Genomic DNA, 25,381 nt, shown 5'->3' with positions numbered 1-25,381 from the left:
ACTACTCCAATAGTGACATTTTCTCGGATGAGTTAGGGTGACATTTTCTCAGACAATTGACAGCAGATTTTATCATGAATTTTCAGAGCCTAAAACGGCTGTTTAAAGCTTGATTCATCTGAATATTCACTCTGGAGATCCTGCATCCTGCTGCTCGGTTTGCGACTCTGCAGAGCGGAGCACCTTCTTCATGTTTTTCTCAAACTTTAATCGTGGCACAAGTACGCTGTGCTTGCAGCCGACACACTTGATCCGGATATCCATTCCCATCCGGATAACCTCCATCTCATTCGTTCCACAGGGATGAGGCTTCTTCATTTGCACGATATCGCCAAGCTGAAATTGCTTACGCTCCACTTTTCACTCCTCCTCCGTCTTTTTCTGACCGGTGAAGCTGCACCTGTTTGGGATATGGAATCTCAATATTGTGGGCATCCAACGCTTTTTTGATCTCGGATCTCAGCTTTCTGGTATAGCCATGCTGGGCATTAGGCCGGCATTCGGCAATCACCCGCAATACGACCTCAGACGCACCGAGCATTTGAATCCCTAACACTTCAGGCTGTCTAACGAGGTTTTCGTCCTCTACCTTAGCAACCGTTTGTCGGATAACTTGTTCCGCTTCATCGATGTCTTCTTCATACGCAATTGAAATATCCACAACAGCCAAAGAGTTATTGATGGAGAAATTGGTCACTTCGTTAATCATGCCGTTAGGGATAATATGCACTTCCCCTGTCCAGGATTGCAGCCGGGTTGAGCGCAAGCCGATCATCTCTACCGTACCTTTAAAGGCTCCCGTCTGAACAACGTCCCCTACTGCAAATTGATCCTCCAATATAATAAAAAACCCTGTGATGACATCCTTGACGAGACTTTGCGCCCCGAATCCGATCGCCAATCCGATAACCCCTGCACCAGCCAGCAGCGGTCCCAGATGGATATTAAACTCGGAGAAAACAAGCAGTATCGTTATGAAGTGTACGACATAGGAGGAGACATTTTTCAAAAGCTTGCCGACCGTTCGCATTCGTCTGGTCTGAATCGCTAACCGTTTCGATTCACGCTCGATAATAGCATGGGTTATTGCTTTATGAACGATAAAAATTACAATCCGCGCGGCAATCAATATAATTAGGATGCGCAAGGCAGTTAATGCGAGATTTTTCCACATGACTTCATTGCTTAACCACGCAGTGATATCATTTATGGCTTCGTTAAACCACATCATTCTTTCTCCCTCTTTTTCCGCAATCTATATATCTACTTTTTCATACCCTGTTTCAACTTTTCTGAAAATGCCTCTTATCTCCACGTTTTCCGTTTCGATCACCGTTTTCACGGTCCCGATATCTTCGTTTGGAAACTCGATCGACAATGCGCAGCCCGCCGTTATTTCTTTGGGGGTGGGGCAGATATCGATTTCAATTTCCGCATATTCCAGCAGCATTTCCGCCCGAAGCGCCTGCTGTGTTGAATCAAATGCGATCAGCATCCGTACGCACCCTCCCTCCGTACATCAATTTCCCGGTCTCTCCATAGTATAAAAAGGTTGTCCTATCCATATACTAGTACTACATTTGCGGCGGAGGGGATTCTATGAAACTAACACCATTCAAAGAAACACCACTTAAAATCGCTTATACAGAACCAAACGTTAACGGTCATCTTATTCATCGTTTAAGCGCACTGATCGAAAGCCTTCGCACCGATCAAAGAATCGTTGTCGTATGCATCGGCACGGATCGTTCGACTGGAGATGCGCTTGGCCCTTTAGTCGGCACGACCCTCAGCAAATACCGCAGCCCCTTATTCGATCTGTACGGTACATTGGAGAATCCCGTTCACGCCATTAATCTCGAGGAGACGATGCACCAATTGAATCGCCAATACAACAATCCTTTTATTATTGGTATTGACGCCTGTCTCGGACAAGTAGCCAGTGTGGGCTGTATTCAAGTTGGCAGCGGCCCCGTCAGGCCGGGTGCGGGCGTCAACAAAGACTTGCCCCCGGTTGGAAATATTCATGTTACGGGAATCGTCAATGTCGGCGGTTTTATGGAATACTTCGTTCTACAGAACACACGCCTGCACCTCGTTATGCGGATGTCCGACATTATCTCATTCAGTCTATTCCATGCGATCACGACTTCTCATCGCGCTGTTATGCCTGCTGTAACGCAAGAGTAATCGCTTTCCGCTCTTCTGGCGATAATGCGTAATTGGATTCACCTTGTTTAAGCGGTTTGGCATATACATAAGTTTCTTCTCTGCTATGAATGCCGCTTATAATGACACCATCTTGATGTTCATTTACAATCGCCAGAGAAAAGCTCATATCACTCCCTTGTTCCGCAAAGGCATTATAACGAAGGATTCCGACATTGCCCTTCACCTTTTTCAGTGCTTCTGCAATGATCTTCAGTTCCTTCGTTTGCAGCGCAAGCTGCTCTTCCTGCTGACGGTGCGAATGCTGCAAGTCAACAATAACCTGTTCAAGATTATGAACTTCCGTATCTGCCATCATCTGCATGTACCGTTTACGCATCTTACTCAGTCTCCTGCCTATCATCAACAGCCATACGATCAGAATGAATAAGATGAATCCGATCGCTGCAACAATCCCCACCAGGTTGTCCAACAAGATGTCTTCCATGTTTCCTTATCTCCCCCACAATGTAGCAGCTTTATCTATAATGCTTCATAATTTCTTGGACTGCAGCAATCAATGCATCAACCTCAGCGTCCGCAGTAAAATAACCTACGCTTGCACGCACTGCGCCGGTCGCCGATGTGCCTGCTTGCTCATGTGCCAGCGGTGTGCAATGATATCCCGATCTCACGGCAATCCCGTAGTGTTGATCGAGTATGAATGCAATTTCCGACGGATCGGCTTCGCCTGCAAGAAAAGTTACAATACCTGTCCTTTGCTCACCGAGTGTCGGGCCAAGCACCTTAACCCCTTCCACCGAAAGCAGTCCATCCATTAACCGCTGTGTCAACGCCCATTCTTTATTATGGATTTTTTCAGTGGTCTCATGCAGTATATATTCAACCCCCGCCTTTAACCCAGCAAATCCAGGTGTATTTTGCGTGCCCGCCTCATATCGATCCGGCCGAATCGCAGGTTGTTCCGCCGCCTCCGACTGACTGCCCGTCCCTCCGTGCATAAGAGGCTCCAAATCCACTTCAGGATGAATATACAGCCCGCCTGTCCCCTGCGGTCCCAGCAAGCCCTTATGACCGGGAAAAGCAAGCATATCAATCCCCATCCGTTCCACATCAATATCCAGTATCCCCGCGCTTTGTGCGGCATCCACAAGCAGCTTAATCCCTTTTTTTCTGGTGATCTCTCCAATATCGGCAATCGGTAAAATACTGCCCAGAAGGTTTGAGCTATGGTTGGCGATGACCAATGAGGTGTTAGCTTTAACTGCATCCTGAATCCTCTTCGGATCCATAACACCTGACTCATCCGTATCCACATAAGTCACTTCAATATCCACAACACGCTTCAAATACTCCAGCGGCCTCCGCACGGAATTATGCTCCACTGATGTCGCGATCACATGGCTACCCGGCTTCACAAATCCTTTAATCGCCAAATTCAGCGCCCCCGTTGTATTCAAGGCAAACGCGATATCATTGGGGTTTTTTATGTGAAACAGCTTAGCAAGCTTTTTCCTCGTATCAAACAGCACCCTGCTGGCTTGAACTGCCATCTGGTGACTTCCCCGTCCAGGATTAGCCGCAGAGTTCCGCATGCATTCACTAACGGCATCCAGCACTTCCGGCGGCTTAGGCCACGATGTCGCAGCATGGTCCAAATAAATAATTTCGTCGGCTTGTCTCATCACCATTTTCCCACCTTCCTTAGTCGCAGTAAGCAGCTCTTTATAACAATAGCACACCTTAGTTTAATCTTTCCTAAGAAAGAATACAACTTGGTATGCTACCTATGTTTATTCCATGATTACGCCATTCTGTCCAACAGTTCCAGCAATCTTTCCAAGTCCTGTTTGTTATAATACAACAGTTCGATCCGACCCTTTTCTTTCTGCTGTTTAATTTTTACTGTCGTCTTAAAACGCTCTCTCAATGACTCTTCTACAGACTCAATATACGGATCGCGTTTTTTGTTTTTCGACTTTTGTGTTTCCTTGCCTTCCTTACCTTTCTGATCGAGCTTTTGGATCGCCTCTTCCAGGTCACGAACGCTCCATTCCTGTTCCTTCACCAACCTCGCAAGCTCTTTTCTAACGCTATCCTCTTTCACTCCCACTAGTGATCTTGCATGTCCCATCGATAATGTTCCACGTGAAACATCATCTTTAATTTCTGCGGGGAGCGTTAACAGTCTTAAAAAGTTTGCAATATGCGACCTGGATTTTCCAACCTTGAGTGAAAGCTCCTCTTGAGTAAGCTCAAATTTATCCATAATCGCCTGGTATGCGATAGCGATTTCTATAGCATTCAAATCTTCCCGCTGCAGGTTTTCTATAAGCGCGATCTCCATCACTTGCTGATCAGAGAATGCTCTGACTACTGCCGGGATTGTAGCCGCACCGATCAGGCCTGAAGCGCGGAAACGGCGTTCACCCGCTATGATCTCATAACCTTTAAGTACAGTTCTTACAATAATTGGTTGGATAACACCATGCTGTTTGATGGACTCCGCTAATTCCTTGATGGAATCATCATCAAACGTTTTGCGTGGCTGGTAAGGATTGGGTCTTAGCTGTGACAGTGGTATCTCGATAACCTTGTCATCTTCATTGACTGACAACGAAGGAATTAATGCATCTAAACCTCTACCTAGCCGCTTGCTCATACGTAATCACTTCCTTTGCCAATTCAAGATAAACCTCGGCACCTTTAGATCGCGGATCATACGTAATGATCGACTGTCCATGGGAAGGAGCTTCACTCAAGCGGACATTGCGAGGAATAATCGTTTGATACACCTTCTGTTGAAAGTATTTCTTCACCTCTTCAATGACTTGAATGCCCAGGTTAGTCCGTGCGTCAAACATCGTTAACAGCACACCCTCGATCTGCAGATTCGTATTAAGATGTTTCTGAACAAGTCGAACCGTATTCAGCAGCTGGCTTAAACCTTCTAATGCGTAGTACTCACATTGGATTGGAATAATAACGGAGTCAGCGGCCGTTAGCGAATTGATCGTCAGGATACCCAAGGAAGGCGGGCAATCAATAAGAATGTAGTCGAACATATCTTTGACTTGATGCAGTGATTTTTTCAAACGAACTTCCCTCGATATCGTCGGCACTAGTTCAATTTCCGCTCCTGCGAGCTGAATTGTGGCAGGGATCATTGTTAGACCAGGGATATTCGTTTCCACCATCGCATCTTTCGGATGAACATCATTTATAAGCACATCATAAATGCAATTTTCTACATCTGCTTTATTTATGCCGATTCCACTTGTTGTATTGCCTTGCGGATCAATATCAACAAGCAGCACTCTCTTCCCTAAAGAAGCCAGTGATGCCCCTAAATTGACTGAAGTCGTCGTTTTGCCGACTCCGCCCTTCTGGTTAGTAATTGCTATGATCTTGGACAACCCGGTTCACCTCAATATTAATAACTTTTAAATACAATGCCAAATAATTTCGCCGTCCTGCCTAGGACGGCGTCAGTTAAGGCGTATGATCTATTTATTATCGTTTAGGAATTCGAATGACAATCTCATAATGATCATCGGTATCCTTCTCATCTTTAATGATTTTCAATCCCGACCCGGAAACCATCTCAATCGATTGCCGTATTGTATTTACAGCCAGACGCACGTCTTTCGTGAATGATATCCGTTTAGACTTCTTGATCTTCGCATTTTCTTTATAAAAGGCTACACGAGCCTCCGTCTGTTTAACGTTTAACTCCTTCGTAATAATGTCTTCAAGCACCTTTTGCTGCAACTCGTCGGTATCCAATGCAAGAAGGGCCCGTGCGTGACGTTCTGTAATCTTCCGCTCTATCAATGCCTCTTTGACCGGTTCACACAGATTAAGAAGACGAATTTTATTTGCGATCGTCGATTGGCTTTTGCCTAACCTCTGTGCAAGGCTTTCTTGTGTAAGACTGTGCAGATCAATCAGCTTCTGATAAGCAACCGCTTCCTCAATCGCCGTCAATCCTTCGCGCTGCAGATTTTCGATCAGAGCAATCGATGCAGCTTGAGAATCATTAAAATCTCGGATAATGCCAGGAATCGTATCGAGCCCCAGCTTTTTCACCGCACGAAAACGCCTTTCTCCGGCGATAATCTCATATCTTTCATTACGTATACGTACAACAATGGGTTGAATTACCCCATGCGTCTTGATGGTCTGGCACAGCTCATCAATCCGTTCATCGTCAAAAATAGTTCGTGGTTGATATGGACTAGGGTCAACCTCATTGACCGGAAGCTGTTTTACTTCGTCGTGTACGACCTTCTCTCCAAGCCCAAACAAACGCGTGAATTGTTCTTTCATAATGTTGATTACCACCCGAATTCAATATACCGACGCTCATTCTTTCATCACTAAAAAGCCTGCGGTTAAATAAATCGACCTTCACCATCCGTTTGAATGCAGCCTTCCTATTAACCTGCTCTTTAATAATACAACAAAGAGCAATCGACCGTCATCTTTTTCAGAGACAGCTTCATTCATACCTCTTATTCGACGTGATGGACTCTATCGTTCACTACAGATATCCATAATGATTACTAAATAAATTCGCCAATCAACCTGTGATTTCCTGCTTGATATTTAAGATTAAACAAAATAAAAGCCAATGTTTCACGTGAAACATTGGCCAATTGCACGTCTTTTTCTATCGATGCTAGATCAAAGGTGATTTCAAAGGCGTCCCTGCTTTGCGGGGGTATTTTTTTGGCGTTGAATCCAACTTCTGAATCCATACAACATGACGATCCGACTGTTCAAAAGGCAGCTTCATATCGTAGATATTGACTATTTTGCCTCGTAATTCTTTCAGGCTCTTCGCTGCCTCGACTGCCTCTTCTTTTGGATCGGCGCCTTTCATCGAAGCAAAATGCCCGCCCTTGCGTACAAACGGAAGGCAAAATTCATTCAACACTGCCAGTCTCGCGACCGCTCTGGCCGTAACCAAGTCATAGGCATCCCGATGCTCCATGGAACGGGCAATATCCTCTGCTCGGCCATGCAAGCATGATACATGGTCCAGCTTTAGTTCTTCGCATAAATGTTGTAAAAATTGAATTCGTTTATTTAAAGAATCGACAATCGTTATTTGCAGATGAGGAAAACAGATTTTAAGCGGGATACTTGGAAAACCTGCTCCAGAGCCAATGTCGGCCAAATTCCGGACGAGATTAAGGTCTGTAAAAAAAGCGAGCGAAAGCGAATCATAGAAATGCTTCTCATAAACCGCTGCTTTCTCGGTAATGCCGGTTAAATTCATCTTTTCGTTCCATTCCACTAAAATGCGGTGGTAATCCTCAAATTGCCGAAGTTGTAGATCTGTTAATTCTATCCCTTGGCCCAACAACCGTTCTTGGAACCACGTTAATGCTGCTTCCATCCTCTACCCCCGCGCTGCAACCACTCGATTATAGTGCTCCAGATATACAAGTAAGATCGAAATGTCCGCAGGCGTTACACCCGCAATTCGAGAAGCCTGCCCAATCGATAACGGTCTAATATCCGATAACTTCTGTTTTGCTTCAGATGCTAAACCACGCACATCAGCGTAATCAATATCATCCGGAATACGCTTTTTCTCCATCTTTCCAAGACGCTCGACCTGCAGCAATTGTTTTTCAATATAACCGGCATATTTGACTTGGATCTCGACTTGCTCCTTCATTTCTTCCGTTAACGCTAATGGAGAAGGAACGAGTCGTTCCAGATGCGCATAACTCACTTCAGGACGTCGCAGGAGGGATAACGCATCCGTAGTAAATTGTACAGGTGCGGAATCGATTTCGGCCAACAAGGCATGAAGCTCTTCATCAGCTTTTACCTTTGCCGTCTTCAAGCGCTCAATCTCCTGCTCCACCAGATCTTTCTTCATTAGAAACCGCTGGTGGCGTGCTTCAGATATGAGTCCAATTTCATAACCAATCGGCGTCAGGCGCATATCGGCATTGTCATGGCGAAGCAATAATCTGTACTCCGCACGCGAAGTGAGAAGACGGTATGGATCATTCGTTCCTTTTGTAACCAGATCATCAATCATAACGCCGATGTAGCCTTGTGAACGCTGAATGACTACCGCCTCTTTGCCTTGCACTTTACGTGCGGCATTGATGCCAGCCATGATTCCCTGGCCTGCTGCTTCTTCGTATCCGGAGGTGCCATTAATTTGTCCAGCAGTGAACAAACCAGGAACAGCCTTCGTCTCGAGCGTAGGCCACAGCTGCGTCGGAACGACAGCATCATATTCAATTGCATAACCAGTACGCATCATCTCAACTTTTTCCAATCCTGGGATGGAGCGTAAAATGGATAGTTGCACATCCTCTGGCATGCTGGTGGACAATCCTTGGACATAATACTCTGAGGTATTCTTCCCTTCCGGCTCCAGGAAAATCTGATGTTTCGGTTTGTCCGCGAAACGGACAATCTTATCTTCAATAGAAGGACAGTAACGCGGACCTGTACCTTCAATAGCGCCGGAGAACATCGGAGCACGATGAAGATTGTCATTAATGATCTTATGTGTATCCTCAGAAGTGTACGTCAACCAACAAGGAAGCTGCTCATTATCCGAGAACTCCGTCTCATAAGAGAAAAACTTCGGATTCTCATCCCCTGGTTGTATTTCCGTTTTGCCAAAATCAATCGTATCTTTATGCACACGAGGCGGCGTACCGGTCTTAAAACGAACAAGTTGAAGGCCTAGACCGCGCAAGCTATCCGAAAGCTTCACTGACGGCTGTTGGTTATTCGGCCCGCTCTCATACATCAATTCACCCATAATGACCTTCCCGCGCAGATAAGTGCCTGTCGTTAACACGACTGCTCTCGCGCGATAGGTTGCGCCGGTTTTCGTGATGACGCCGACACATGCCCCATCCTCTACGATGAATTCCTCCGCCATGCCTTGGCGCAGCGTCAAATTATCGGTTTCTTCGATCGTTTGTTTCATCGTATGCTGATACAAAAATTTATCGGCTTGCGCTCTCAAAGCGTGCACAGCCGGCCCTTTACCTGTATTCAGCATTCTCATCTGGATAAAGGTTTTATCAATATTGCGCCCCATCTCTCCACCGAGCGCATCAATTTCACGAACGACATGCCCTTTAGCTGGCCCTCCGATCGACGGATTACACGGCATAAAAGCTACCATATCCAAATTTATCGTCAGCAGCAGCGTATCACAGCCCATTCTGGCCGATGCCAGCGCAGCTTCACAACCGGCATGGCCGGCTCCAATAACGATCACATCAAATTGACCTGCTTCGTATCCCATCTATTACCCTCCTCACTGCCTCGACCGTCAGTACGGCGAACGCAACGATTATTTACCTAAGCAAAATTGCGAAAAAATCTGATCAATCAACGAATCACCAGCGGTATCGCCAATAATCTCGCCCAGCTGCTCCCATGCCGTTCGCACATCGATTTGAATGATATCGATCGGAATGCCGTTATAGGTCGCATCAATCGCATCCATCATCGATTGCTTTGCTTGTTTGAGCAGCGCAATATGTCTTGCATTACTGACATATGTCAGATCTGCTGATTCCAATTTGCCGCTGAAGAATAAGGATGAAATGGCCGCTTCAAGACGATCCATCCCCTCTTCCTCCAGAACCGACATCCTCACAATCGATTCCTGCGGAAACCGGTTTTCAATCTCCTCTATTTCAAGCTGCCCAGCCAGATCGGTCTTATTTATAATAACAATGACCGGTCGATGCGACAGCTCATCCATTAATCGGCGCTCATCATCGTGAAGAGGCTCGTGGTTATTGAGAACGAACAGAATCAGATCAGCGTCACTCAGAGCACTCCGAGACCGCTCCACACCGATACGTTCCACCACATCCTCCGTTTCCCGAATGCCGGCCGTATCCAGCAGTTTTAACGGGATACCACCCACAGAGACGAACTCTTCGATAACATCCCGCGTCGTTCCTGGGATATCCGTTACAATGGCTTTATTTTCTTGGGCTAGCGCATTAAGCAGTGAAGACTTACCGACATTAGGGCGCCCGACAATAGCCGTCGTAATGCCCTCCCTTAATATTTTGCCTTCATCCGCTGTTTTTAGCAGTCCATCCAATTGTTCAATGACTTTGCTGCATTGTTCACGGATATAATTGCTTGTCATTTCCTCCACATCGTGTTCCGGATAATCAATATTGACCTCAATATGGGCCAACAATTCTATCACCTGTCCACGGAGGGCTTTGATCATTCGAGATAATTTCCCATCCACCTGCTTTAATGCAATGGAAAAGGCCCGGTCTGACTTGGAGCGGATCAAATCCATCACCGCTTCAGCTTGGGCCAGATCAATTCGTCCATTTATAAAGGCACGCTTCGTAAATTCACCTGGCTCAGCCGCGCGTACCCCTTCCTGCTGAAGAATCAGATCAAGCACTTTTTTGACGGATATAAATCCGCCGTGCGTGCTGATCTCCACGACATCTTCAGCCGTAAAAGAACGCGGCCCTCTCATAACGGTTAGAAGCACTTCTTCCACCGTTTCCTTTGTCTTTAGATCCACAATATGACCATAATGAACCGTATGCGAATCCACTTCCATCAGATTTGATTTGGATCGGAATATCCGGGCCGCAGTAGGCACAGCGTCCTGCCCACTTACCCTAATTACGGCAATGCCGCCCTCTCCCACTGCGGTAGAGATGGCGGCAATTGTATCCTCTATCATGTCCTTACACCTCAAACATCTGTTTCATTATAATGACAGATCATATTTCCAAACTTCACTCTTTGGTTTACCAACATCGTTTAACGGTAAAAATCCAAGCTGAGCACAATGAACGAATACCTATACTCTCTTGGATTTTAAAAAAAGAGCAATGTCTCGTCAGGAGCCATTGCTGCGAAGATTAGTCCATTTATGACTTCATTGTAATAACGACACGACGATTCGGTTCGTCACCTTTACTAAACGTTTTCACCTTTGGATGATTCTGAAGTTGTGAATGAATGACCTTCCGCTCATGCGGCGACATCGGCTCCAGCACAACTTCCTTTCTCGTACGTATGACACGATTGGCTAAACGGTCTGATAAGTCTTCCAGCGTTTTACGCCTGCGCTCCCGAAAATTCTCTGCATCAAGCACGATCCGAAGATGACTGTCTGAATAACGGTTAGCGACAATATTCGCTAAATATTGCAAAGCATCGAGCGTTTGTCCGCGGCGTCCAATCATCATACCAAGATCGTCTCCACCTGTAAGAGCAAGGTGAAGACCATCTCTTGTGACTTGACGGTCGATTTCTACCGATAACCCCATCGTTCTTGCTACCTCGCGAAGAAACAGCTCCGCTTCTCCAGCAGGATCGGGCTTAACCTCTAATTCCACTTTCGCTTCCTTAGTCCCGATTAGACCGAACAGCCCTTTGGATGGCTGCTCAAGCACGGTAATTTGAACACGGTCCTCAGTTACTTGCAACTGCGCTAATCCTTTTCGTACAGCTTCTTCTATCGTTTTTGCTGATGCAACAATTTTCTTCATTTCGCAGGAACCTCCTTGCCCTTGCTCTTGTCAGAGGAACGCACGTACAAGAAATAGTTTTGGATGATGGTGTAGATATTGCTGTAAATCCAGTACAGCGGAAGTGCTGCCGGGAACGACATCGCCATAACGAAAATCAGCACCGGGAAGATCAGCAGAATCGCCTGCATCGGATTGTTCGGCATCTGCGGCATCATCTTCGATTGAATATATGTTGTGATCGCTGCGATAATCGGCAGAATGTAATACGGGTCCTTCTCGCCGAGCTGCAGCCACAAAAAGGTATGCTCTCGGATTTCGGGATTCCAGTAAATTGCATTATAGAGCGCGATAAAAATCGGCATTTGGATAAGCAAAGGTAAACAACCTGCTAATGGATTCACTTGATGCTGTTGGAACAGCTTCATTGTTTCTTCCTGCTGCTTTTGCGGGTTATCCTTGTACTTGTCCCTGATTTTTTTCATTTCAGGCTGGAGAGCCTGCATTGCTTTTGAACTGCGATACTGCTTCAGCGTCAGCGGCAAAATCATTGTGCGTACGATAATTGTCAGCAGCAAGATGGACAAGCCATAGGAACCGCTGAACCAACCCGCAAACGAATCCAGCATTAACGCAAACCAGTAGACAACGTTCTTCTCCCAGAAGTTGCCTTCACGCAATTCATCAATTGTCGTCGTGTGATCTGTCGGTACGCAACCGGTTAACAGGATCACGAGCATGACCATTGTGATTACTAAATACCATTTCTTTTTTGAAATCCGAGACAACACATCAAAACTCCTCTCTAAAGAGCAACGCATTTCAATGTAAACTATACCATAATATTTAAAACAAAGAAACAGCTTGTACCTCCATCTAAAGCACTGCTTTCAACGGTTCTCACTGAATCCGGCAGCGCTTACCGACACCTGTCGCCAATAGGTGAGATTGCCGTTCACGGAACAGGCTTACGATCCGGATAAGGCTTCAGCAAATTCGCTTTACGAAGTACGTGCAGCACACTGCGTTCGAGCTCTTTTGATTTCATCGAAACAGACGGCTTGCGCGCAATGAGGATAAAATCAATATGATCAACGATTTTATCAGCTTGAAGCCGGACGATCTCCTTAATCACTCTGCGCATCCGGTTGCGGACAACAGCGTTGCCCAGCTTTTTGCTCACCGAAACGCCCAGGCGGAACTTCTCCACCTCAGGCTTCCTGGACCAATACACCACAAACTGGCTGTTGGCGAATGATCTGCCCCCGCGATATATGCGATTGAAATCTTGCCTGTTACGAAGACGCAGCTTTCTATGCACGACCTTGCCCACCGGACTTTCATTTATTTTATAGTATGGCCAAACCAATGATGGAAAAACCCTGAAAAACCCTCTACACGGGTTAGGAAATTAATGCTCTCTATATAATTGAAGATAATTGAAGATAAGCAGAAAAAAAGACCACCCTCACGTGGTCTTTGCCATTTATGCGCTCAGTGCTTTTCTTCCTTTTTGACGGCGGGCACTCAACACTTTGCGTCCGTTCTTCGTGCTCATCCGTTTCCGGAAGCCGTGAACTTTCTTACGTTTGCTTACATTCGGTTTAAAAGTCGGTCTCATCTATTTGCACCTCCTTGAAGGATTCGTCCATTATTCGTATACATGCTTGTTGTCAGAAAAAACGCCTTTTTCAATTAAACCATGTGCACCGCCAAAAGTCAACCTTAGACCATTTTATAAAATAATGGCGATTTTTTTGTCCACAGGGGCATCATATTCAGACAAATTAGTAACATGTGAATAATTTTTTCGCGGAAGAACAGAACCATGTCGAATCTTCACAAGATATAAACAATATCTAGTGTTGTCCATAACATTTATACACAACCTATTGAAAATGTGGATAATATCCCGAATTGCGTTGAAATACAAGCCCCGTTTTGCTATGATATATTTGTTTTCGGTGTGGATGACTCCCAAAACCCCCACTACTTATTAACAGCCTGTGGATAACATTGTGAACAATTTTCATCCTCTTTTAATATCTTCAATTCCACATTTCTTAATATTGTGGATATTTTCTACTTTATTTTTGTTTATTCGACAATTCCTCGCCTTGGCTGCCGCCATACTGCAAGGCGGAACCATAGGATAAGGAGTGACAGTCTGTGGATAGCCATACCCACGAAATATGGCAACAAGTGTTGTCTATTATCCAAACCAAATTGAGCAAGCCAAGCTTCGATACCTGGTTTAAAGCGACAAAAGCGTCGTTTTTAAATGAAGATCTGCTTGTCATTACGGCGCCGACCACGTTTGCGGCCGAATGGCTGGAAAGCCGTTATACGAAGCTTGTCCGCACGACGCTTTATGAATATTTGGGAAGGCAAGTCGACATTAAATTTGCCATTGAAGAGAACAAGCCGCCGGAACCGGTAGCTCCCTACCCAGCGGCTGTACCAGCAGCTCCGGTAGGTCCTGAAGAGACGTTCTCTCACATGCTGAACCCGAAATACACGTTTGACACGTTCGTGATCGGGGCGAATAACCGGTTCGCACATGCCGCATCGCTTGCCGTTGCGGAAGCGCCGGCCAAAGCTTACAATCCTTTGTTCCTTTACGGAGGCGTAGGATTAGGAAAAACCCACCTCATGCATGCGATCGGCCACTATATTTTGGAGCATAATCAAAATACCCGCGTCCTGTATATTTCGTCTGAGAAATTCACGAATGAATTCATTAATGCCATTCGCGATAACCGCGGGGAAAGCTTCCGGATGAAATACCGCAATATCGATGTGCTTCTCATTGATGATATTCAATTTCTCGCCGGCAAAGAACAAACGCAGGAGGAATTTTTCCATACCTTTAATGCATTGCACGAGGAACGTAAACAAATTATTATCTCAAGCGATCGTCCGCCAAAAGAAATTCCAACCTTAGAAGAACGATTGCGGTCCCGCTTCGAGTGGGGTTTGATTACGGACATTCAGCCGCCGGATCTGGAAACCCGGATTGCAATTTTAAGGAAGAAAGCGAAAGCTGAGAATCTCGATATTCCGAATGAGGCCATGGTCTACATCGCTAATCAGATCGATACGAATATTCGGGAGCTGGAAGGCGCGCTGATTCGCGTTGTTGCGTATTCTTCCCTTATCAATGAGGATATTTCCTCTCATCTTGCAGCTGAAGCGTTGAAGGATATTATTCCGTCCAGCAGGCCTAAAATGATTACCATTCAAGATATCCAGCAGAAAGTCGGCGAATTCTACGGCCTCAAGCTGGAGGAATTTAAAGCACGTAAGCGTACGAAGGCCGTTGCCTTCCCGCGGCAGATTGCGATGTATTTGGCCCGTGAGATGACCGATTATTCCTTACCGAAGATTGGTGAAGCATTCGGCGGCCGGGATCATACGACCGTTATTCATGCCCATGAGAAAATAACCCAGCAATTGAAGCTGGATCAGGAACTATATAAAGTTGTGAATAACTTAACGGATAAGATAAAAAATCATACGTGAACAACAAGCAAGCCTATGCACAAACTATTCACATGTGGATAAGCTTGCTTGATCAATGTTTACGACGGTTATCCACATATCCAGTGCCCCTACTACGACTACTAACAAAAGAATGTTAAAATAACTTATATAACGCCGTAACTGTTGGCTTCGGTTCTCAGAAGCCCAGTTAGCTGCAAGAACGCATGAACTGCTATTCGCTATTCGCGTTTCTAAGCGAATTGGTTCGGTGCAAACAGCAACCTTAGCTTCCCAAACTTCGTGAACCTTAACTCACGTTTTTTTTCACTTTGTTCGATACAGTAGTTAGTTGCTAATCCAATTAATCGTTATCCCCATAGGAGTGGAACTATGAAATTAATGATATTGAAAGACGAACTAAACGACGCGATCCAACAAGTCGCAAAAGCTGCATCCAGCAGACCTGCCATTCCGATCTTAGGCGGTATTAAAATGGACGTTACGCATCAAGGCGTAACGCTTACCGCTAGTGATACGGACATTTCCATACAGAGCTTTATCCCTGTCGAAACAGGCGATCAAGTGAATGCGCGAATCGACAAGCCCGGCAGCGTGGTTCTTCCGGCCAAATTTATTGTGGAGATTGTTAAGAAGCTGCCATCGACACAAGTCGAGATAGAAGTAAGCGATCATTTTCAAACCATGATCCGTTCCGGTTCAACCGATATCCAGATGGTCGGCTTGGATCCGGAAGAATTCCCTGTACTGCCGTCTATTGAGGAGAATGAAGTATTCTCGATTCCTGGCGATTTGTTGAAATCGATGATCCGGCAGACGACATTTGCAGCTTCAACAAGTGAACAAACCCCGATCTTAACGGGAGTGTTATGGAATTTGCATGAGGGACAATTCAAATTTGTCGCAACCGACCGTCATCGTCTAGCAAGCCGCAGCGCGTCAGTCGAGACAAGGGCAGACTATCGGTTTGCCAATGTCGTTATTTCCGGCAGAACGTTAGTTGAACTTTCCAAGATCGTTCCGGACAATAACAAATTGGTTGAAATTGTCGTTGCGGACAACCAGGTATTGTTCAAAGTCGATCATGTGCTGTTTTACTCCCGATTATTGGACGGTACCTATCCCGATACTTCTAAGATTATTCCGCAGCAGTACAAAACAGAACTTGTGCTGGATACAAAAAAATTGACGGATGCGATCGATCGCGCTTATTTGATGTCGAGAGAAGAAAAAACAAATATCGTCCGCTTAATGACACTCGATGACGGTACGATTGAAATTTCCTCCAGCTCGTCGGAACTCGGAAAGGTTACCGAACAGTTAGAGGCTGCAAGATTTGACGGAGAGCCGCTGCGCATCGCTTTTAACTCGAAATATATGCTCGACGCTTTAAAAGTGATCGACAGCGAACAGTTGTTCATCGGATTTACAGGTGCAATGAGTCCGATTATTATTAAACCGACAGATCATCCGCATAGCTTGCACCTGATATTGCCATACCGGACGACTGGATAGAGGTGGATAAATGAAAACAATCTCAATCTCGACAGAATATATTGCATTGGGCCAATTTTTGAAGTTATCAGACTGTATCGACTCAGGCGGCCAAGCCAAAATGTTCCTGCAAGAGCATGAGGTCCTCATCAACGGGGAGCCGGATAATCGAAGAGGCAGGAAATTGTATTCAGGGGACCGGATTGAAATCAAAGGATTCGGTTCTTTTACGGTTACACGAGGTTAAGCGACGCTGGTCTCACAAGGGTAACCGCACAGGAGGCTTCAGCGTGTTTCTAAACCATATCGAACTGCGTAATTATCGCAATTACGAACGGATTGAATTGTCTACCGATAGCCAAGTTAATTTGTTTGTCGGTCCGAATGCGCAGGGCAAGACCAATCTGCTCGAAGCGATATTTACACTGGCATTAACAAAATCGCACCGCACCGGCAAAGATAAAGAATTGATCGGCTGGAATGCGGATGCAGCACATATCCAAGGCGAAGTAGAAAAGAAGTATGGCAAGGTGAAGCTCGATCTGGTATTTTCTGGTCAAGGTAAGAAAGCGAAAATCAATGGCTTAGAGCAGCGTAAGCTAAGTGATTTTGTCGGCACACTGAATGTGGTGATGTTCGCGCCAGAAGATCTGGAGATTGTTAAAGGTACGCCGGGTATCCGCAGGCGGTTTCTCGATATGGAAATCGGCCAGGTTCAACCCGGTTATTTGCATACGCTGCAGCAGTACGGCAAAGTGCTTGTGCAGCGCAATAATTATTTGAAAACGGCATCGCCCGGGGCTGCGCAGCAGACCATGCTGGACGTGTGGAATGCCCAATTAGCGGAATATGGTGTTAAAATTATAAAAAAAAGGCAAAGCTTTATTCATAAGCTGGAACGTTGGGCTGAAAATATCCATTCTGGAATTACAGCAGGCGGCGAGCAGCTTAATATTGCTTATCGCCCATCCTTTGAGCTGGATGTCTCCCAAGAAGAATCTGTTTTATTTGAGCAATTTATGATAAAGTTATCACAGGTAAGAGATCAGGAGCTCCGTAGAGGCGTCACTCTTGTTGGGCCTCATCGTGATGATATGGCCTTTTATATAAATGGCAAAGAAGCACACATATACGGTTCGCAAGGCCAGCAGCGGACAACAGCGCTGTCGCTAAAGCTTGCGGAGATTGAGCTGATCCATGAGGAAATCGGAGAATATCCATTGCTTTTGCTGGATGATGTACTCTCCGAGCTTGATCAGAACAGGCAAACGCAATTAATCGAGACCTTTCAACGAAAAGTACAAACGTTCATTACGACGACCGGGCTTGAAAGCGTCAATCTGGGCAAGCTTCAGGATGCCCGCGTCTACCAAGTGCGGGGCGGACAAGTAATGCGATAACCGTACGAATGCGACGAACCGAATAAGGGGTGGATGAGATGTATATCCATTTAGGCGGAGAGAAGATCATCCGGGCAGTGGAGCTCGTAGCGATTTTTGATATTTCGATTGAGCAGTCCTCTAAGCTGTCGAAGCAATTTGTGGCTGGAGCCCGCAAACGGAAGGACGTTGAAGTGATCGGAGAAGAAGAGTCGAAATCGATCGTAATCACAAAGCAAAAGATCTATTACTCACCGATATCATCTTCGACGTTGAAGAAGAGGGCCCACAATTTTGTTACGAATTAACGGTGAACCCCACAGCAAGGCAGGAAGCGAGCAGTTGAGAGGAGCAGTGAAAAAGGCATGTCTTTGAATCAGAATACGTATGACGAGAGTCAGATCCAGGTCCTCGAAGGATTGGAGGCGGTACGCAAACGCCCCGGAATGTATATTGGATCGACCAGCAGCAAGGGACTTCACCATTTGGTATGGGAGGTCGTCGACAACAGTATCGATGAGGCGCTAGCAGGTTATTGCGATCAAATCGATGTCATCATACATGAGGACAACAGCATAACGGTAATCGATAATGGGCGGGGAATTCCGGTCGGCGAGCATGCAAAGATGAAACGTCCGGCCGTTGAGGTCGTTATGACGGTCCTTCACGCAGGAGGCAAGTTCGGCGGAGAGGGCTATAAAGTATCCGGCGGACTGCATGGCGTTGGTGTATCTGTCGTTAATGCGCTGTCCGAGCAGCTTATTGTGAAGGTTAACCGGGACGGGAAGGTATACCAGCAGGAGTACCGCCGCGGCGCGCCGCAGTATGATTTGAAGATTGTGGGTGAAACGGAACGCACCGGTACAACCATTACCTTTAAGCCCGATGCGGAAGTATTTACCGAGACAACGGTTTATGAATATGAAATTCTGCAATCTCGGATTCGCGAGCTTGCTTTCTTGAATAAAGGGATTGCCATCTCTCTGCTTGATGAGCGGACGGGAACGACAAAAACGTATAAATACGACGGCGGTATCATAGAGTTCGTGAAATATTTGAACCGCAATCGCGAGGCACTCCATGAGCAGCCGATCTATGTTGAAGGTTCCAAGGATCATATTCAGGTTGAGGTGGCATTGCAATACAATGACAGCTATACCGAAAATATTTATTCTTTTGCGAACAACATCAATACGCATGAAGGCGGTACGCATGAGTCCGGCTTCAAGAGCGCATTAACGCGGATTATCAATGATTATGCGCGTAAGACGGGCACAATTAAGGATAATGTGTCCAATCTCTCCGGCGATGATGTGCGGGAAGGGCTCACGGCGATTATTTCCGTGAAAATTCCGGAGCCGCAGTTTGAAGGACAGACGAAGACAAAGCTGGGTAACAGCGAGGTTCGCGGTATTGTGGAATCGTTCTTCGCGGAGAAGTTCCAGGAGTTTCTAGAAGAGAATCCTTCGGTTTCGAAGAAGATTCTTGAGAAAGGGCTACAGGCTGCTCGCGCGCGCGAAGCCGCCCGTAAAGCACGCGAACTGACTCGCCGTAAGAGCGCGCTTGAAGTCAGTTCACTGCCGGGCAAGCTGGCCGACTGTTCCTCGAAGGATGCATCGATCAGCGAGCTGTATATCGTGGAAGGGGACTCCGCTGGTGGATCTGCGAAGCAAGGACGTGATCGTCACTTCCAAGCGATCTTGCCATTGCGCGGAAAAATATTGAACGTTGAGAAAGCGCGGTTGGATCGAATTCTCGGAAATACGGAGATTCGTGCGATCATTACGGCGCTTGGCACTGGAATCAGCGAAGATTTTGACATTGCCAAAGCCCGTTACCACAAAATCATTATTATGACCGATGCTGACGTCGACGGCGCCCATATCCGGACGCTGCTGCTTACGTTCTTCTACCGTTACATGCGTAAAATTATCGAGGCTGGTTATATTTATATTGCACAGCCGCCGCTCTTTAAGATTGAGCGCAACAAAGTGATTCGTTATGCGCAGAGCGAGCGTGAACGCGATGAGATTATCGCTGAGTTCGGAGAAGGCGCAAAAGTGAACGTACAGCGTTATAAAGGTCTAGGTGAGATGAATGCCGGCCAATTGTGGGAGACGACAATGGATCCGGAAAGCCGTACAATGCTCCAGGTAACGATCGAGGATGCTATTGAGGCGGATGTCGTATTCGATACGTTGATGGGTGATAATGTAGAACCGCGCCGTGATTTCATCCAAACCTATGCGAAATATGTTAAAAATCTAGATATTTAATTTCATACACGAACAGGCTGTCAAGGTATCCTTGACAGCCTTATTTATTTCAGGCGGTTTTGCTTGCCGCCATGGGGATAGGGTTCCTTTTTGTCTGGAACCCGTTTACTGGAGGAAGCCGCTATTTTGCGTTTGAAACGACCGTAAGCGAGTGCATATCGGTACACTTTTCGGAAGGTGCTCTTGTCCCTCAGCTTGCAAAAAATATACGGATCCGGCATCGTATTGACTTCCAATATCCAGGGCTTGAATTCAGTATCCACCGCGATATCAACGCCAAGCTCTTTAAGGTTAGGGTAGGCCGTTTGAAGCTGACGGGCAATGTCGACACCGAGCTTTTTCAGCATGGTGAGATAACGGTGTTGTTCCGCTTCCGACAAATGATCCGTCATGAGCTTTTCGAAGGACATAGGCGTACCGCCGCTATGATAGTTTGTCACAATTTTGCGGGGGTGAGCGAGCCGTCCGATAATGCCGGTCGTCTCCCATTGCCTTCGGGGACTTTGCTGCACCATGACACGAAGATCGAATCTCCTGGATTGATGTTTTAACAGTTCAATTCCGCGCTGTATAAGGTAAGGGCGATCGTGTGTAAGCTGGCGCAATTTGTCGAAAAGATCCGCATAAGAGGCAAAATGATGAAGGGCTGTGCCCAGCTGTAATTGATAGCCCTCCGGAATTTTCTCTATGCGCAGCACACCGGTTCCGAAGGTACCCTTATTCGGCTTTACATAAACCATATTATATTGCTCAAGCATCGCATATAAATGATCTTCCGTTAATCGGTTCGTAGGAGGAATGTATTCCCGTAAAACGTCATTTTTTAACAAGGCATTTGTCTTCTCCCATTTACTTGTAACGCGCTGGATAGCCAACTGGGTTCCGCCTTTCCCAATCGATTCAAAATTGTTATTTTCTCTTGCACACATGGATGAAAATGAATGGTATAATAAGGTTTGGCGAACAGAAATGGGTTGATTGTAACATGATCTGTACGCTCTTTCATAAACGTCTAAGCTCATTATCATTGTATGGTGATGGCGGGATAAAAAGCAGCGGCGAACACCCAACATTGCCAAACGTTTAATTGTGCTGGGATTGTGAAAGTAATATAATAAAGAATAGTGTGTTTTTAAAGATATGTCAGGAGGTTTAGCATGGCGGAAGAGCAACGTTCCCAAATACGAGATCGTGATATTGGCGTCGAGATGCGAGATTCGTTCATGGATTACGCGATGAGCATTATCGTAAGCCGTGCGCTGCCCGATGTGCGAGACGGGCTAAAGCCGGTACATCGACGCATCCTGTATGCGATGTCTGAGCTGGGTATGTCACCGGACAAGCCTTATAAGAAGTCCGCCAGAATTGTCGGCGAAGTCATCGGTAAATACCATCCGCACGGCGATTCAGCCGTTTATGAAACGATGGTACGGATGGCACAGGATTTCTCGCTGCGATATATGCTGATTGATGGGCATGGTAACTTTGGTTCCATCGACGGCGACTCGGCCGCGGCAATGCGGTATACAGAGGCTCGCCTCTCCAAGATTGCGATGGAGATGCTGCGTGACATTAACAAAGAAACGATCGATTTTGTACCGAACTATGATGGAGAAGAGCATGAACCAGCGGTTCTGCCTGCACGTTTTCCTAATCTGCTTGTGAATGGGGTATCAGGGATCGCCGTTGGTATGGCGACGAATATTCCACCGCACAATCTGGTTGAAGTCATTGACGGTGTACAAGCGCTCATTGAAAATCCGGAGATTACGCCGGTTGAGTTGATGGAGTTCGTCAAAGGCCCGGATTTCCCGACAGCAGGCATTGTTATGGGGCTCAACGGGATTCGTCAAGCCTATACGACCGGACGCGGCTCAGTCACCATGCGGGCAAGAGCTACGATCGAAGAGAATGGCGGCAAAGCGCGCATAATCGTGCATGAGCTTCCTTATCAAGTGAATAAAGCCCGGCTGGTTGAGAAGATCGCTGAGCTTGTTAGAGATAAAAATATTGATGGCATTACGGATCTGCGCGATGAGTCGGACCGTAACGGAATGCGCGTCGTCATCGAACTTCGGCGGGATGTTAATCCGAATGTCGTTCTGAATAATCTGTATAAGCAAACACAGATGCAATCGAACTTTGGCATTAACATGATTGCCCTTGTAGGCGGCGAACCGAAGGTGCTTAATCTCAAAGATGTGTTATATCATTACTTGACACATCAGGTTGAAGTGATTCGCAGACGGACCGAATACGATCTGAAAAAAGCACGTGCCCGGGCGCATATTCTGGAAGGGCTGCGTGTAGCGCTTGACCATCTGGATGAAGTGATTGCGCTTATCCGCGGATCCCAGACAACCGATGAAGCACGCGAAGGGTTAATGACGCGTTTTGAGCTGAGCCATGAACAAGCGCAGGCAATCCTCGATATGCGTCTGCAGCGTCTTACCGGCTTGGAACGTGAGAAGATCGAAGCTGAATATGCGGAGCTGCTGCGCAAGATCGCAGAATACGAAGCGATTCTGGCGGATGAGCAGCTTGTACTGCAAATCATCAGCGAAGAGTTGAACGAAGTAAAACAAAAGTTCGGAGATGAGCGTCGTACGGAAATCACCTTAAGCGACGATGAAATCCTGGATGAAGACCTGATTCCTCAAGAGGATGTTATTATAACCATCACGCACACCGGTTATGTTAAACGTCTGCCGGTAACAACCTACCGCAGTCAAAAGCGCGGTGGACGCGGCGTAATTGGCATGGAAACGAAAGATGACGATTTTGTTGAGCATTTGTTTGTTTCCAATACCCATCAATTCTTGCTGTTCTTTACGAACAAGGGAAAGGTCTACCGGTTAAAAGCTTACGAAATTCCGGATCTCAGCCGAACCGCACGCGGAACGCCTATTATTAATCTGATCCAGATCGAGCAGGGCGAGACGGTGAATGCGGTCATTCCGGTACAATCCTTTGATCCGGATCAATACTTGTTCTTTGCCACCCGTCAAGGGATTGTGAAGAAGACGCCTCTCGAGGATTACTCAAACATCCGTAAGGTTGGTCTGATTGCCATATCCTTGCGTGAGGATGATGATCTGATCGGCGTGAAGCTGACCGACGGCAAGCAAGAGATTATTATGGGTACCGCACAAGGAATGTCGATTCGTTACTCCGAGTGTGATGTTCGCTCTATGGGCAGATCGGCTACCGGTGTTAAAGGCATTCAACTCGATGATAACGATATCGTCATTGATATGGATGTTGCCGTTCCGGAGCATGATGTGTTGATTGTTACATCCAAAGGTTATGGCAAACGTACGCCGATTGGCGAATATCGGATTCAGACCCGCGGCGGTAAAGGAATCAAAACATTAAACGTAACGGACAAAAACGGGCCAATCGTCGGATTGAAAGTGGTCGATAACGATGAAGATCTGATGATCATGACATCATCAGGCACACTCATTCGAACGAGCATGGCTGGAATTTCGACAATGGGCCGAAATACGCAAGGGGTTAGACTCATAAATATTCGCGATGAAGATGCGGTAGCAACCGTTACACGAGTTGGACGCAGCGAAGAGAATGAGGAGCAAGAAACGGAGGGGCAATCGGAGACGGAGGCCACCGACGCTGTGAATGAAAGCAATGCGGAGATTGAAGATAGTAATGAGAAAGAAACACCGTCCGAGGAATAACGGACGGTGTTTTACTAGGAGGGACGTTCATGCCATCGGTTTTGCTGAGCCAAGTAAAATTAGGTGATAAAATTGTTCAAGATGTCCAAACTCCGCTCGGTGGTGTCCTGTTTCATAAGGGAAAAGTAATTACACCAAGAGAATTGGAAATCCTCCAGGCATTTATGATCTCCAGTGTGGTTATCGAGGCCAGAGAGGGCGCAGAGGATGAGCCTGCTAAAATTATGCCTGCGGAAGAACAAAAAAAGGAATCCAAGCAGGCGGCATCAATGCAAACCAATCAGACCCATTCAATGCAGAATGAGTATGATCAATTGTTTAAGCTGCTTAAGCGGGTACACAATCAGTTCATAACAGGCGAGAGTCTGCCGATCCTAGAAATCAGGACAAAGTTGGAAGCACTGCTGAAACATATCAAAGAGTATAATGTGCTTGCTTTTTTACCTAATATACGGAATGAACATGATTATATTTTCCACAACAGCGTCATGTCGGCAATGACATCCTACCAACTCGCGTTATGGAACAATTTTGCCCAGAAAGACCTGCTTCCGATTGCAATGGCGGGATTGCTGCATGATATCGGGAATATTAAAGTAGACAAGAATCTTCTGTACAAGCCAACTTCACTAACTCAGGCAGAAGTGGATGAAATGAAGCAGCACACCGTCTATGGATATCAATTATTGAAGTCGGTGCCTGCGATCAATGAAGGGGTTAAGCTGGCAGCGCTGCAGCATCACGAGAAGGTGGACGGCAGCGGTTATCCTCTTGGTGTTAGCGGAGAGAAAATTCATCCCTATGCCAAAATCGTTGCAATTGCCGATATTTTTCATGCGATGACATTAACCCGCTCTTATCGCAAACCTATTTCTCCTTATTTGGTACTGGAACAAATCCAAAGCGAATCATTCGGTAAATTGGATCCTTTATATGTTCAAACGTTTATTGAGAAGGTCACGCAATTTAATATCGGTACGGTTGTACGACTTAGCGATGATCGCATAGGGGAGATTGTTTTCTCCGACCGTAATCAACTGACAAGGCCCTGGGTGTCGATTAATAAGACGATTGTAAACTTAACAACCGAACGCCATTTATATATTCAAGAAATCATTTCACGTTAATTTAAAATCTTTCTTGACTCTAGTAATATGACTGTGATATATTATTTTTTGCCGCTTTTGGGGCATCGATAATGATCACAGTTGTTTTTATGAGATTTACAGCATGAGATAAAAAAACTACTGAAGAATTTCAAAAAAACACTTGCAATCAAGTAGGCATCTGTGATATATTATTCAAGTCGCCGCTGAGACGGTGACGGACAAGAAGAAATGAATTTG

General features: G+C 46.1%; 25 protein-coding genes. 9 read left to right on the top strand and 16 right to left on the bottom strand.

The genetic code is table 11. The features are described 5' to 3' along the window. Positions 1 to 126: 126 nt before the first annotated feature. The 3 genes from IEW11_RS24550 to IEW11_RS24540 are packed head-to-tail and all read right to left on the bottom strand — an operon-like array spanning position 127 to position 1,495. Entirely contained in the window at positions 127 to 357 is a 231-nt protein-coding gene (locus tag IEW11_RS24550; RefSeq protein ID WP_188533739.1) for a DUF951 domain-containing protein, read from the bottom strand. After that, positions 347 to 1,231, bottom strand: a complete 885-nt coding sequence (locus tag IEW11_RS24545; protein WP_229725680.1) for a mechanosensitive ion channel family protein — start codon at positions 1,229 to 1,231, stop codon at positions 347 to 349. Before IEW11_RS24545 ends, IEW11_RS24550 begins: the two co-directional genes overlap by 11 nt. Before the next feature lie 24 nt (positions 1,232 to 1,255). Further along, positions 1,256 to 1,495 carry a putative Se/S carrier protein gene (locus IEW11_RS24540; RefSeq protein ID WP_188533738.1) on the bottom strand — a complete coding sequence of 80 codons (240 nt, stop codon included), beginning with the start codon at positions 1,493 to 1,495 and terminating at the stop codon, positions 1,256 to 1,258. 104 nt (positions 1,496 to 1,599) lie between these two features. On the opposite strand from IEW11_RS24540, the gene yyaC reads away from it, so the two are divergent. Continuing rightward, positions 1,600 to 2,190: a spore protease YyaC gene (gene yyaC, locus IEW11_RS24535; protein WP_188533737.1), complete on the top strand. Its 591-nt coding sequence runs from the start codon at positions 1,600 to 1,602 to the stop codon at positions 2,188 to 2,190. Here the strand turns inward: yyaC and IEW11_RS24530 are convergent. The 12 genes from IEW11_RS24530 to rpmH all read right to left on the bottom strand — a co-directional run bounded on the left by IEW11_RS24530 (position 2,165) and on the right by rpmH (position 13,308). Continuing rightward, positions 2,165 to 2,656: a DUF4446 family protein gene (locus IEW11_RS24530; RefSeq protein WP_188533736.1), complete on the bottom strand. Its 492-nt coding sequence runs from the start codon at positions 2,654 to 2,656 to the stop codon at positions 2,165 to 2,167. The genes yyaC and IEW11_RS24530 overlap by 26 nt on opposite strands. A 31-nt stretch (positions 2,657 to 2,687) precedes the next feature. Then, positions 2,688 to 3,854, bottom strand: coding sequence for an aminotransferase class V-fold PLP-dependent enzyme (locus IEW11_RS24525; RefSeq protein WP_188533735.1), 1,167 nt, complete (start codon positions 3,852 to 3,854; stop codon positions 2,688 to 2,690). 119 nt (positions 3,855 to 3,973) lie between these two features. Next, positions 3,974 to 4,831, bottom strand: coding sequence for a ParB/RepB/Spo0J family partition protein (locus IEW11_RS24520; protein ID WP_188533734.1), 858 nt, complete (start codon positions 4,829 to 4,831; stop codon positions 3,974 to 3,976). Continuing rightward, positions 4,812 to 5,585, bottom strand: coding sequence for a ParA family protein (locus tag IEW11_RS24515; RefSeq protein ID WP_188533733.1), 774 nt, complete (start codon positions 5,583 to 5,585; stop codon positions 4,812 to 4,814). Before IEW11_RS24515 ends, IEW11_RS24520 begins: the two co-directional genes overlap by 20 nt. Before the next feature lie 97 nt (positions 5,586 to 5,682). After that, positions 5,683 to 6,498 carry a nucleoid occlusion protein gene (gene noc / locus IEW11_RS24510; protein WP_188533732.1) on the bottom strand — a complete coding sequence of 272 codons (816 nt, stop codon included), beginning with the start codon at positions 6,496 to 6,498 and terminating at the stop codon, positions 5,683 to 5,685. Between the two features lie 352 nt (positions 6,499 to 6,850). Beyond that, entirely contained in the window at positions 6,851 to 7,573 is a 723-nt protein-coding gene (gene rsmG, locus IEW11_RS24505) for a 16S rRNA (guanine(527)-N(7))-methyltransferase RsmG (protein WP_188533731.1), read from the bottom strand. Positions 7,574 to 7,576: 3 nt separating this feature from the next. Then, the gene (gene mnmG / locus IEW11_RS24500) at positions 7,577 to 9,466 is read right to left on the bottom strand and encodes a tRNA uridine-5-carboxymethylaminomethyl(34) synthesis enzyme MnmG (protein ID WP_188533730.1); all 1,890 of its coding nucleotides are present in this window, start codon (positions 9,464 to 9,466) and stop codon (positions 7,577 to 7,579) included. Positions 9,467 to 9,514: 48 nt separating this feature from the next. Next, positions 9,515 to 10,894, bottom strand: a complete 1,380-nt coding sequence (gene mnmE, locus IEW11_RS24495; RefSeq protein WP_188533729.1) for a tRNA uridine-5-carboxymethylaminomethyl(34) synthesis GTPase MnmE — start codon at positions 10,892 to 10,894, stop codon at positions 9,515 to 9,517. A 190-nt stretch (positions 10,895 to 11,084) separates the two neighbouring features. Further along, positions 11,085 to 11,708 carry an RNA-binding cell elongation regulator Jag/EloR gene (jag, locus tag IEW11_RS24490; protein ID WP_188533728.1) on the bottom strand — a complete coding sequence of 208 codons (624 nt, stop codon included), beginning with the start codon at positions 11,706 to 11,708 and terminating at the stop codon, positions 11,085 to 11,087. Further along, a complete protein-coding gene (locus IEW11_RS24485; protein WP_373289396.1) occupies positions 11,705 to 12,433 on the bottom strand; it encodes a YidC/Oxa1 family membrane protein insertase in 729 nt (242 codons plus the stop codon). The genes jag and IEW11_RS24485 overlap by 4 nt, the downstream gene beginning before the upstream one ends. 209 nt (positions 12,434 to 12,642) lie before the next feature. After that, positions 12,643 to 13,008, bottom strand: a complete 366-nt coding sequence (rnpA, locus tag IEW11_RS24480) for a ribonuclease P protein component (RefSeq protein ID WP_188533726.1) — start codon at positions 13,006 to 13,008, stop codon at positions 12,643 to 12,645. Between the two features lie 165 nt (positions 13,009 to 13,173). Beyond that, positions 13,174 to 13,308 (bottom strand): 50S ribosomal protein L34, encoded by a 135-nt coding sequence (gene rpmH / locus IEW11_RS24475; RefSeq protein ID WP_188533725.1) that lies wholly within the window; start codon positions 13,306 to 13,308, stop codon positions 13,174 to 13,176. Positions 13,309 to 13,856: 548 nt separating this feature from the next. On the opposite strand from rpmH, the gene dnaA reads away from it, so the two are divergent. The 6 genes from dnaA to gyrB all read left to right on the top strand — a co-directional run bounded on the left by dnaA (position 13,857) and on the right by gyrB (position 20,337). Then, on the top strand, positions 13,857 to 15,209 hold the full coding sequence (gene dnaA, locus IEW11_RS24470; protein ID WP_188533724.1) for a chromosomal replication initiator protein DnaA: 1,353 nt from the start codon (positions 13,857 to 13,859) through the stop codon (positions 15,207 to 15,209). Between the two features lie 351 nt (positions 15,210 to 15,560). Next, on the top strand, positions 15,561 to 16,703 hold the full coding sequence (dnaN, locus tag IEW11_RS24465) for a DNA polymerase III subunit beta (protein ID WP_188533723.1): 1,143 nt from the start codon (positions 15,561 to 15,563) through the stop codon (positions 16,701 to 16,703). Positions 16,704 to 16,713: 10 nt separating this feature from the next. Beyond that, on the top strand, positions 16,714 to 16,929 hold the full coding sequence (gene rlbA, locus IEW11_RS24460) for a ribosome maturation protein RlbA (RefSeq protein WP_188533722.1): 216 nt from the start codon (positions 16,714 to 16,716) through the stop codon (positions 16,927 to 16,929). A 43-nt stretch (positions 16,930 to 16,972) separates the two neighbouring features. Beyond that, entirely contained in the window at positions 16,973 to 18,082 is a 1,110-nt protein-coding gene (gene recF / locus IEW11_RS24455; protein WP_188533721.1) for a DNA replication/repair protein RecF, read from the top strand. Between the two features lie 38 nt (positions 18,083 to 18,120). After that, positions 18,121 to 18,369: an extracellular matrix regulator RemB gene (gene remB / locus IEW11_RS24450; protein WP_188533720.1), complete on the top strand. Its 249-nt coding sequence runs from the start codon at positions 18,121 to 18,123 to the stop codon at positions 18,367 to 18,369. A gap of 57 nt (positions 18,370 to 18,426) precedes the next feature. Next, a complete protein-coding gene (gene gyrB / locus IEW11_RS24445) occupies positions 18,427 to 20,337 on the top strand; it encodes a DNA topoisomerase (ATP-hydrolyzing) subunit B (RefSeq protein ID WP_188533719.1) in 1,911 nt (636 codons plus the stop codon). A gap of 44 nt (positions 20,338 to 20,381) precedes the next feature. Here gyrB and IEW11_RS24440 read toward each other — a convergent pair whose 3' ends face one another. Continuing rightward, positions 20,382 to 21,212 (bottom strand): YheC/YheD family protein, encoded by an 831-nt coding sequence (locus tag IEW11_RS24440; RefSeq protein WP_188533718.1) that lies wholly within the window; start codon positions 21,210 to 21,212, stop codon positions 20,382 to 20,384. Between the two features lie 282 nt (positions 21,213 to 21,494). Here IEW11_RS24440 and gyrA point away from each other — a divergent pair, with 282 nt between their 5' ends. Together gyrA and IEW11_RS24430 are read left to right on the top strand one after the other, a co-directional pair. Further along, positions 21,495 to 24,035 (top strand): DNA gyrase subunit A, encoded by a 2,541-nt coding sequence (gene gyrA / locus IEW11_RS24435; protein WP_188533717.1) that lies wholly within the window; start codon positions 21,495 to 21,497, stop codon positions 24,033 to 24,035. A 29-nt stretch (positions 24,036 to 24,064) separates the two neighbouring features. After that, complete coding sequence (locus IEW11_RS24430) at positions 24,065 to 25,162, top strand: HD-GYP domain-containing protein (protein ID WP_188533716.1); 1,098 nt, start codon at positions 24,065 to 24,067, stop codon at positions 25,160 to 25,162. The last annotated feature ends 219 nt before the right edge of the window (positions 25,163 to 25,381 follow it).

Source organism: Paenibacillus abyssi (assembly GCF_014640295.1).
Classification (GTDB): Bacteria; Bacillota; Bacilli; order Paenibacillales; family Paenibacillaceae; genus Paenibacillus_D; species Paenibacillus_D abyssi.
This window is presented reverse-complemented; position numbering and strand designations above follow the sequence as displayed.

What these genes read in the sequence shown, in the direction of transcription:
- IEW11_RS24545 (WP_229725680.1), bottom strand. Translation starts at nt 1,231, where the DNA reads ATGATGTGGTTTAACGAAGCCATAAATGATATCACTGCGTGGTTAAGC.
- IEW11_RS24540 (WP_188533738.1), bottom strand. Translation starts at nt 1,495, where the DNA reads ATGCTGATCGCATTTGATTCAACACAGCAGGCGCTTCGGGCGGAAATG.
- yyaC (WP_188533737.1), top strand. Translation starts at nt 1,600, where the DNA reads ATGAAACTAACACCATTCAAAGAAACACCACTTAAAATCGCTTATACA.
- IEW11_RS24530 (WP_188533736.1), bottom strand. Translation starts at nt 2,656, where the DNA reads ATGGAAGACATCTTGTTGGACAACCTGGTGGGGATTGTTGCAGCGATC.
- IEW11_RS24525 (WP_188533735.1), bottom strand. Translation starts at nt 3,854, where the DNA reads ATGAGACAAGCCGACGAAATTATTTATTTGGACCATGCTGCGACATCG.
- IEW11_RS24520 (WP_188533734.1), bottom strand. Translation starts at nt 4,831, where the DNA reads ATGAGCAAGCGGCTAGGTAGAGGTTTAGATGCATTAATTCCTTCGTTG.
- noc (WP_188533732.1), bottom strand. Translation starts at nt 6,498, where the DNA reads ATGAAAGAACAATTCACGCGTTTGTTTGGGCTTGGAGAGAAGGTCGTA.
- rsmG (WP_188533731.1), bottom strand. Translation starts at nt 7,573, where the DNA reads ATGGAAGCAGCATTAACGTGGTTCCAAGAACGGTTGTTGGGCCAAGGG.
- mnmG (WP_188533730.1), bottom strand. Translation starts at nt 9,466, where the DNA reads ATGGGATACGAAGCAGGTCAATTTGATGTGATCGTTATTGGAGCCGGC.
- mnmE (WP_188533729.1), bottom strand. Translation starts at nt 10,894, where the DNA reads ATGATAGAGGATACAATTGCCGCCATCTCTACCGCAGTGGGAGAGGGC.
- jag (WP_188533728.1), bottom strand. Translation starts at nt 11,708, where the DNA reads ATGAAGAAAATTGTTGCATCAGCAAAAACGATAGAAGAAGCTGTACGA.
- IEW11_RS24485 (WP_373289396.1), bottom strand. Translation starts at nt 12,433, where the DNA reads ATGGTCATGCTCGTGATCCTGTTAACCGGTTGCGTACCGACAGATCAC.
- rpmH (WP_188533725.1), bottom strand. Translation starts at nt 13,308, where the DNA reads ATGAGACCGACTTTTAAACCGAATGTAAGCAAACGTAAGAAAGTTCAC.
- dnaN (WP_188533723.1), top strand. Translation starts at nt 15,561, where the DNA reads ATGAAATTAATGATATTGAAAGACGAACTAAACGACGCGATCCAACAA.
- rlbA (WP_188533722.1), top strand. Translation starts at nt 16,714, where the DNA reads ATGAAAACAATCTCAATCTCGACAGAATATATTGCATTGGGCCAATTT.
- remB (WP_188533720.1), top strand. Translation starts at nt 18,121, where the DNA reads ATGTATATCCATTTAGGCGGAGAGAAGATCATCCGGGCAGTGGAGCTC.
- gyrB (WP_188533719.1), top strand. Translation starts at nt 18,427, where the DNA reads ATGTCTTTGAATCAGAATACGTATGACGAGAGTCAGATCCAGGTCCTC.
- gyrA (WP_188533717.1), top strand. Translation starts at nt 21,495, where the DNA reads ATGGCGGAAGAGCAACGTTCCCAAATACGAGATCGTGATATTGGCGTC.
- IEW11_RS24430 (WP_188533716.1), top strand. Translation starts at nt 24,065, where the DNA reads ATGCCATCGGTTTTGCTGAGCCAAGTAAAATTAGGTGATAAAATTGTT.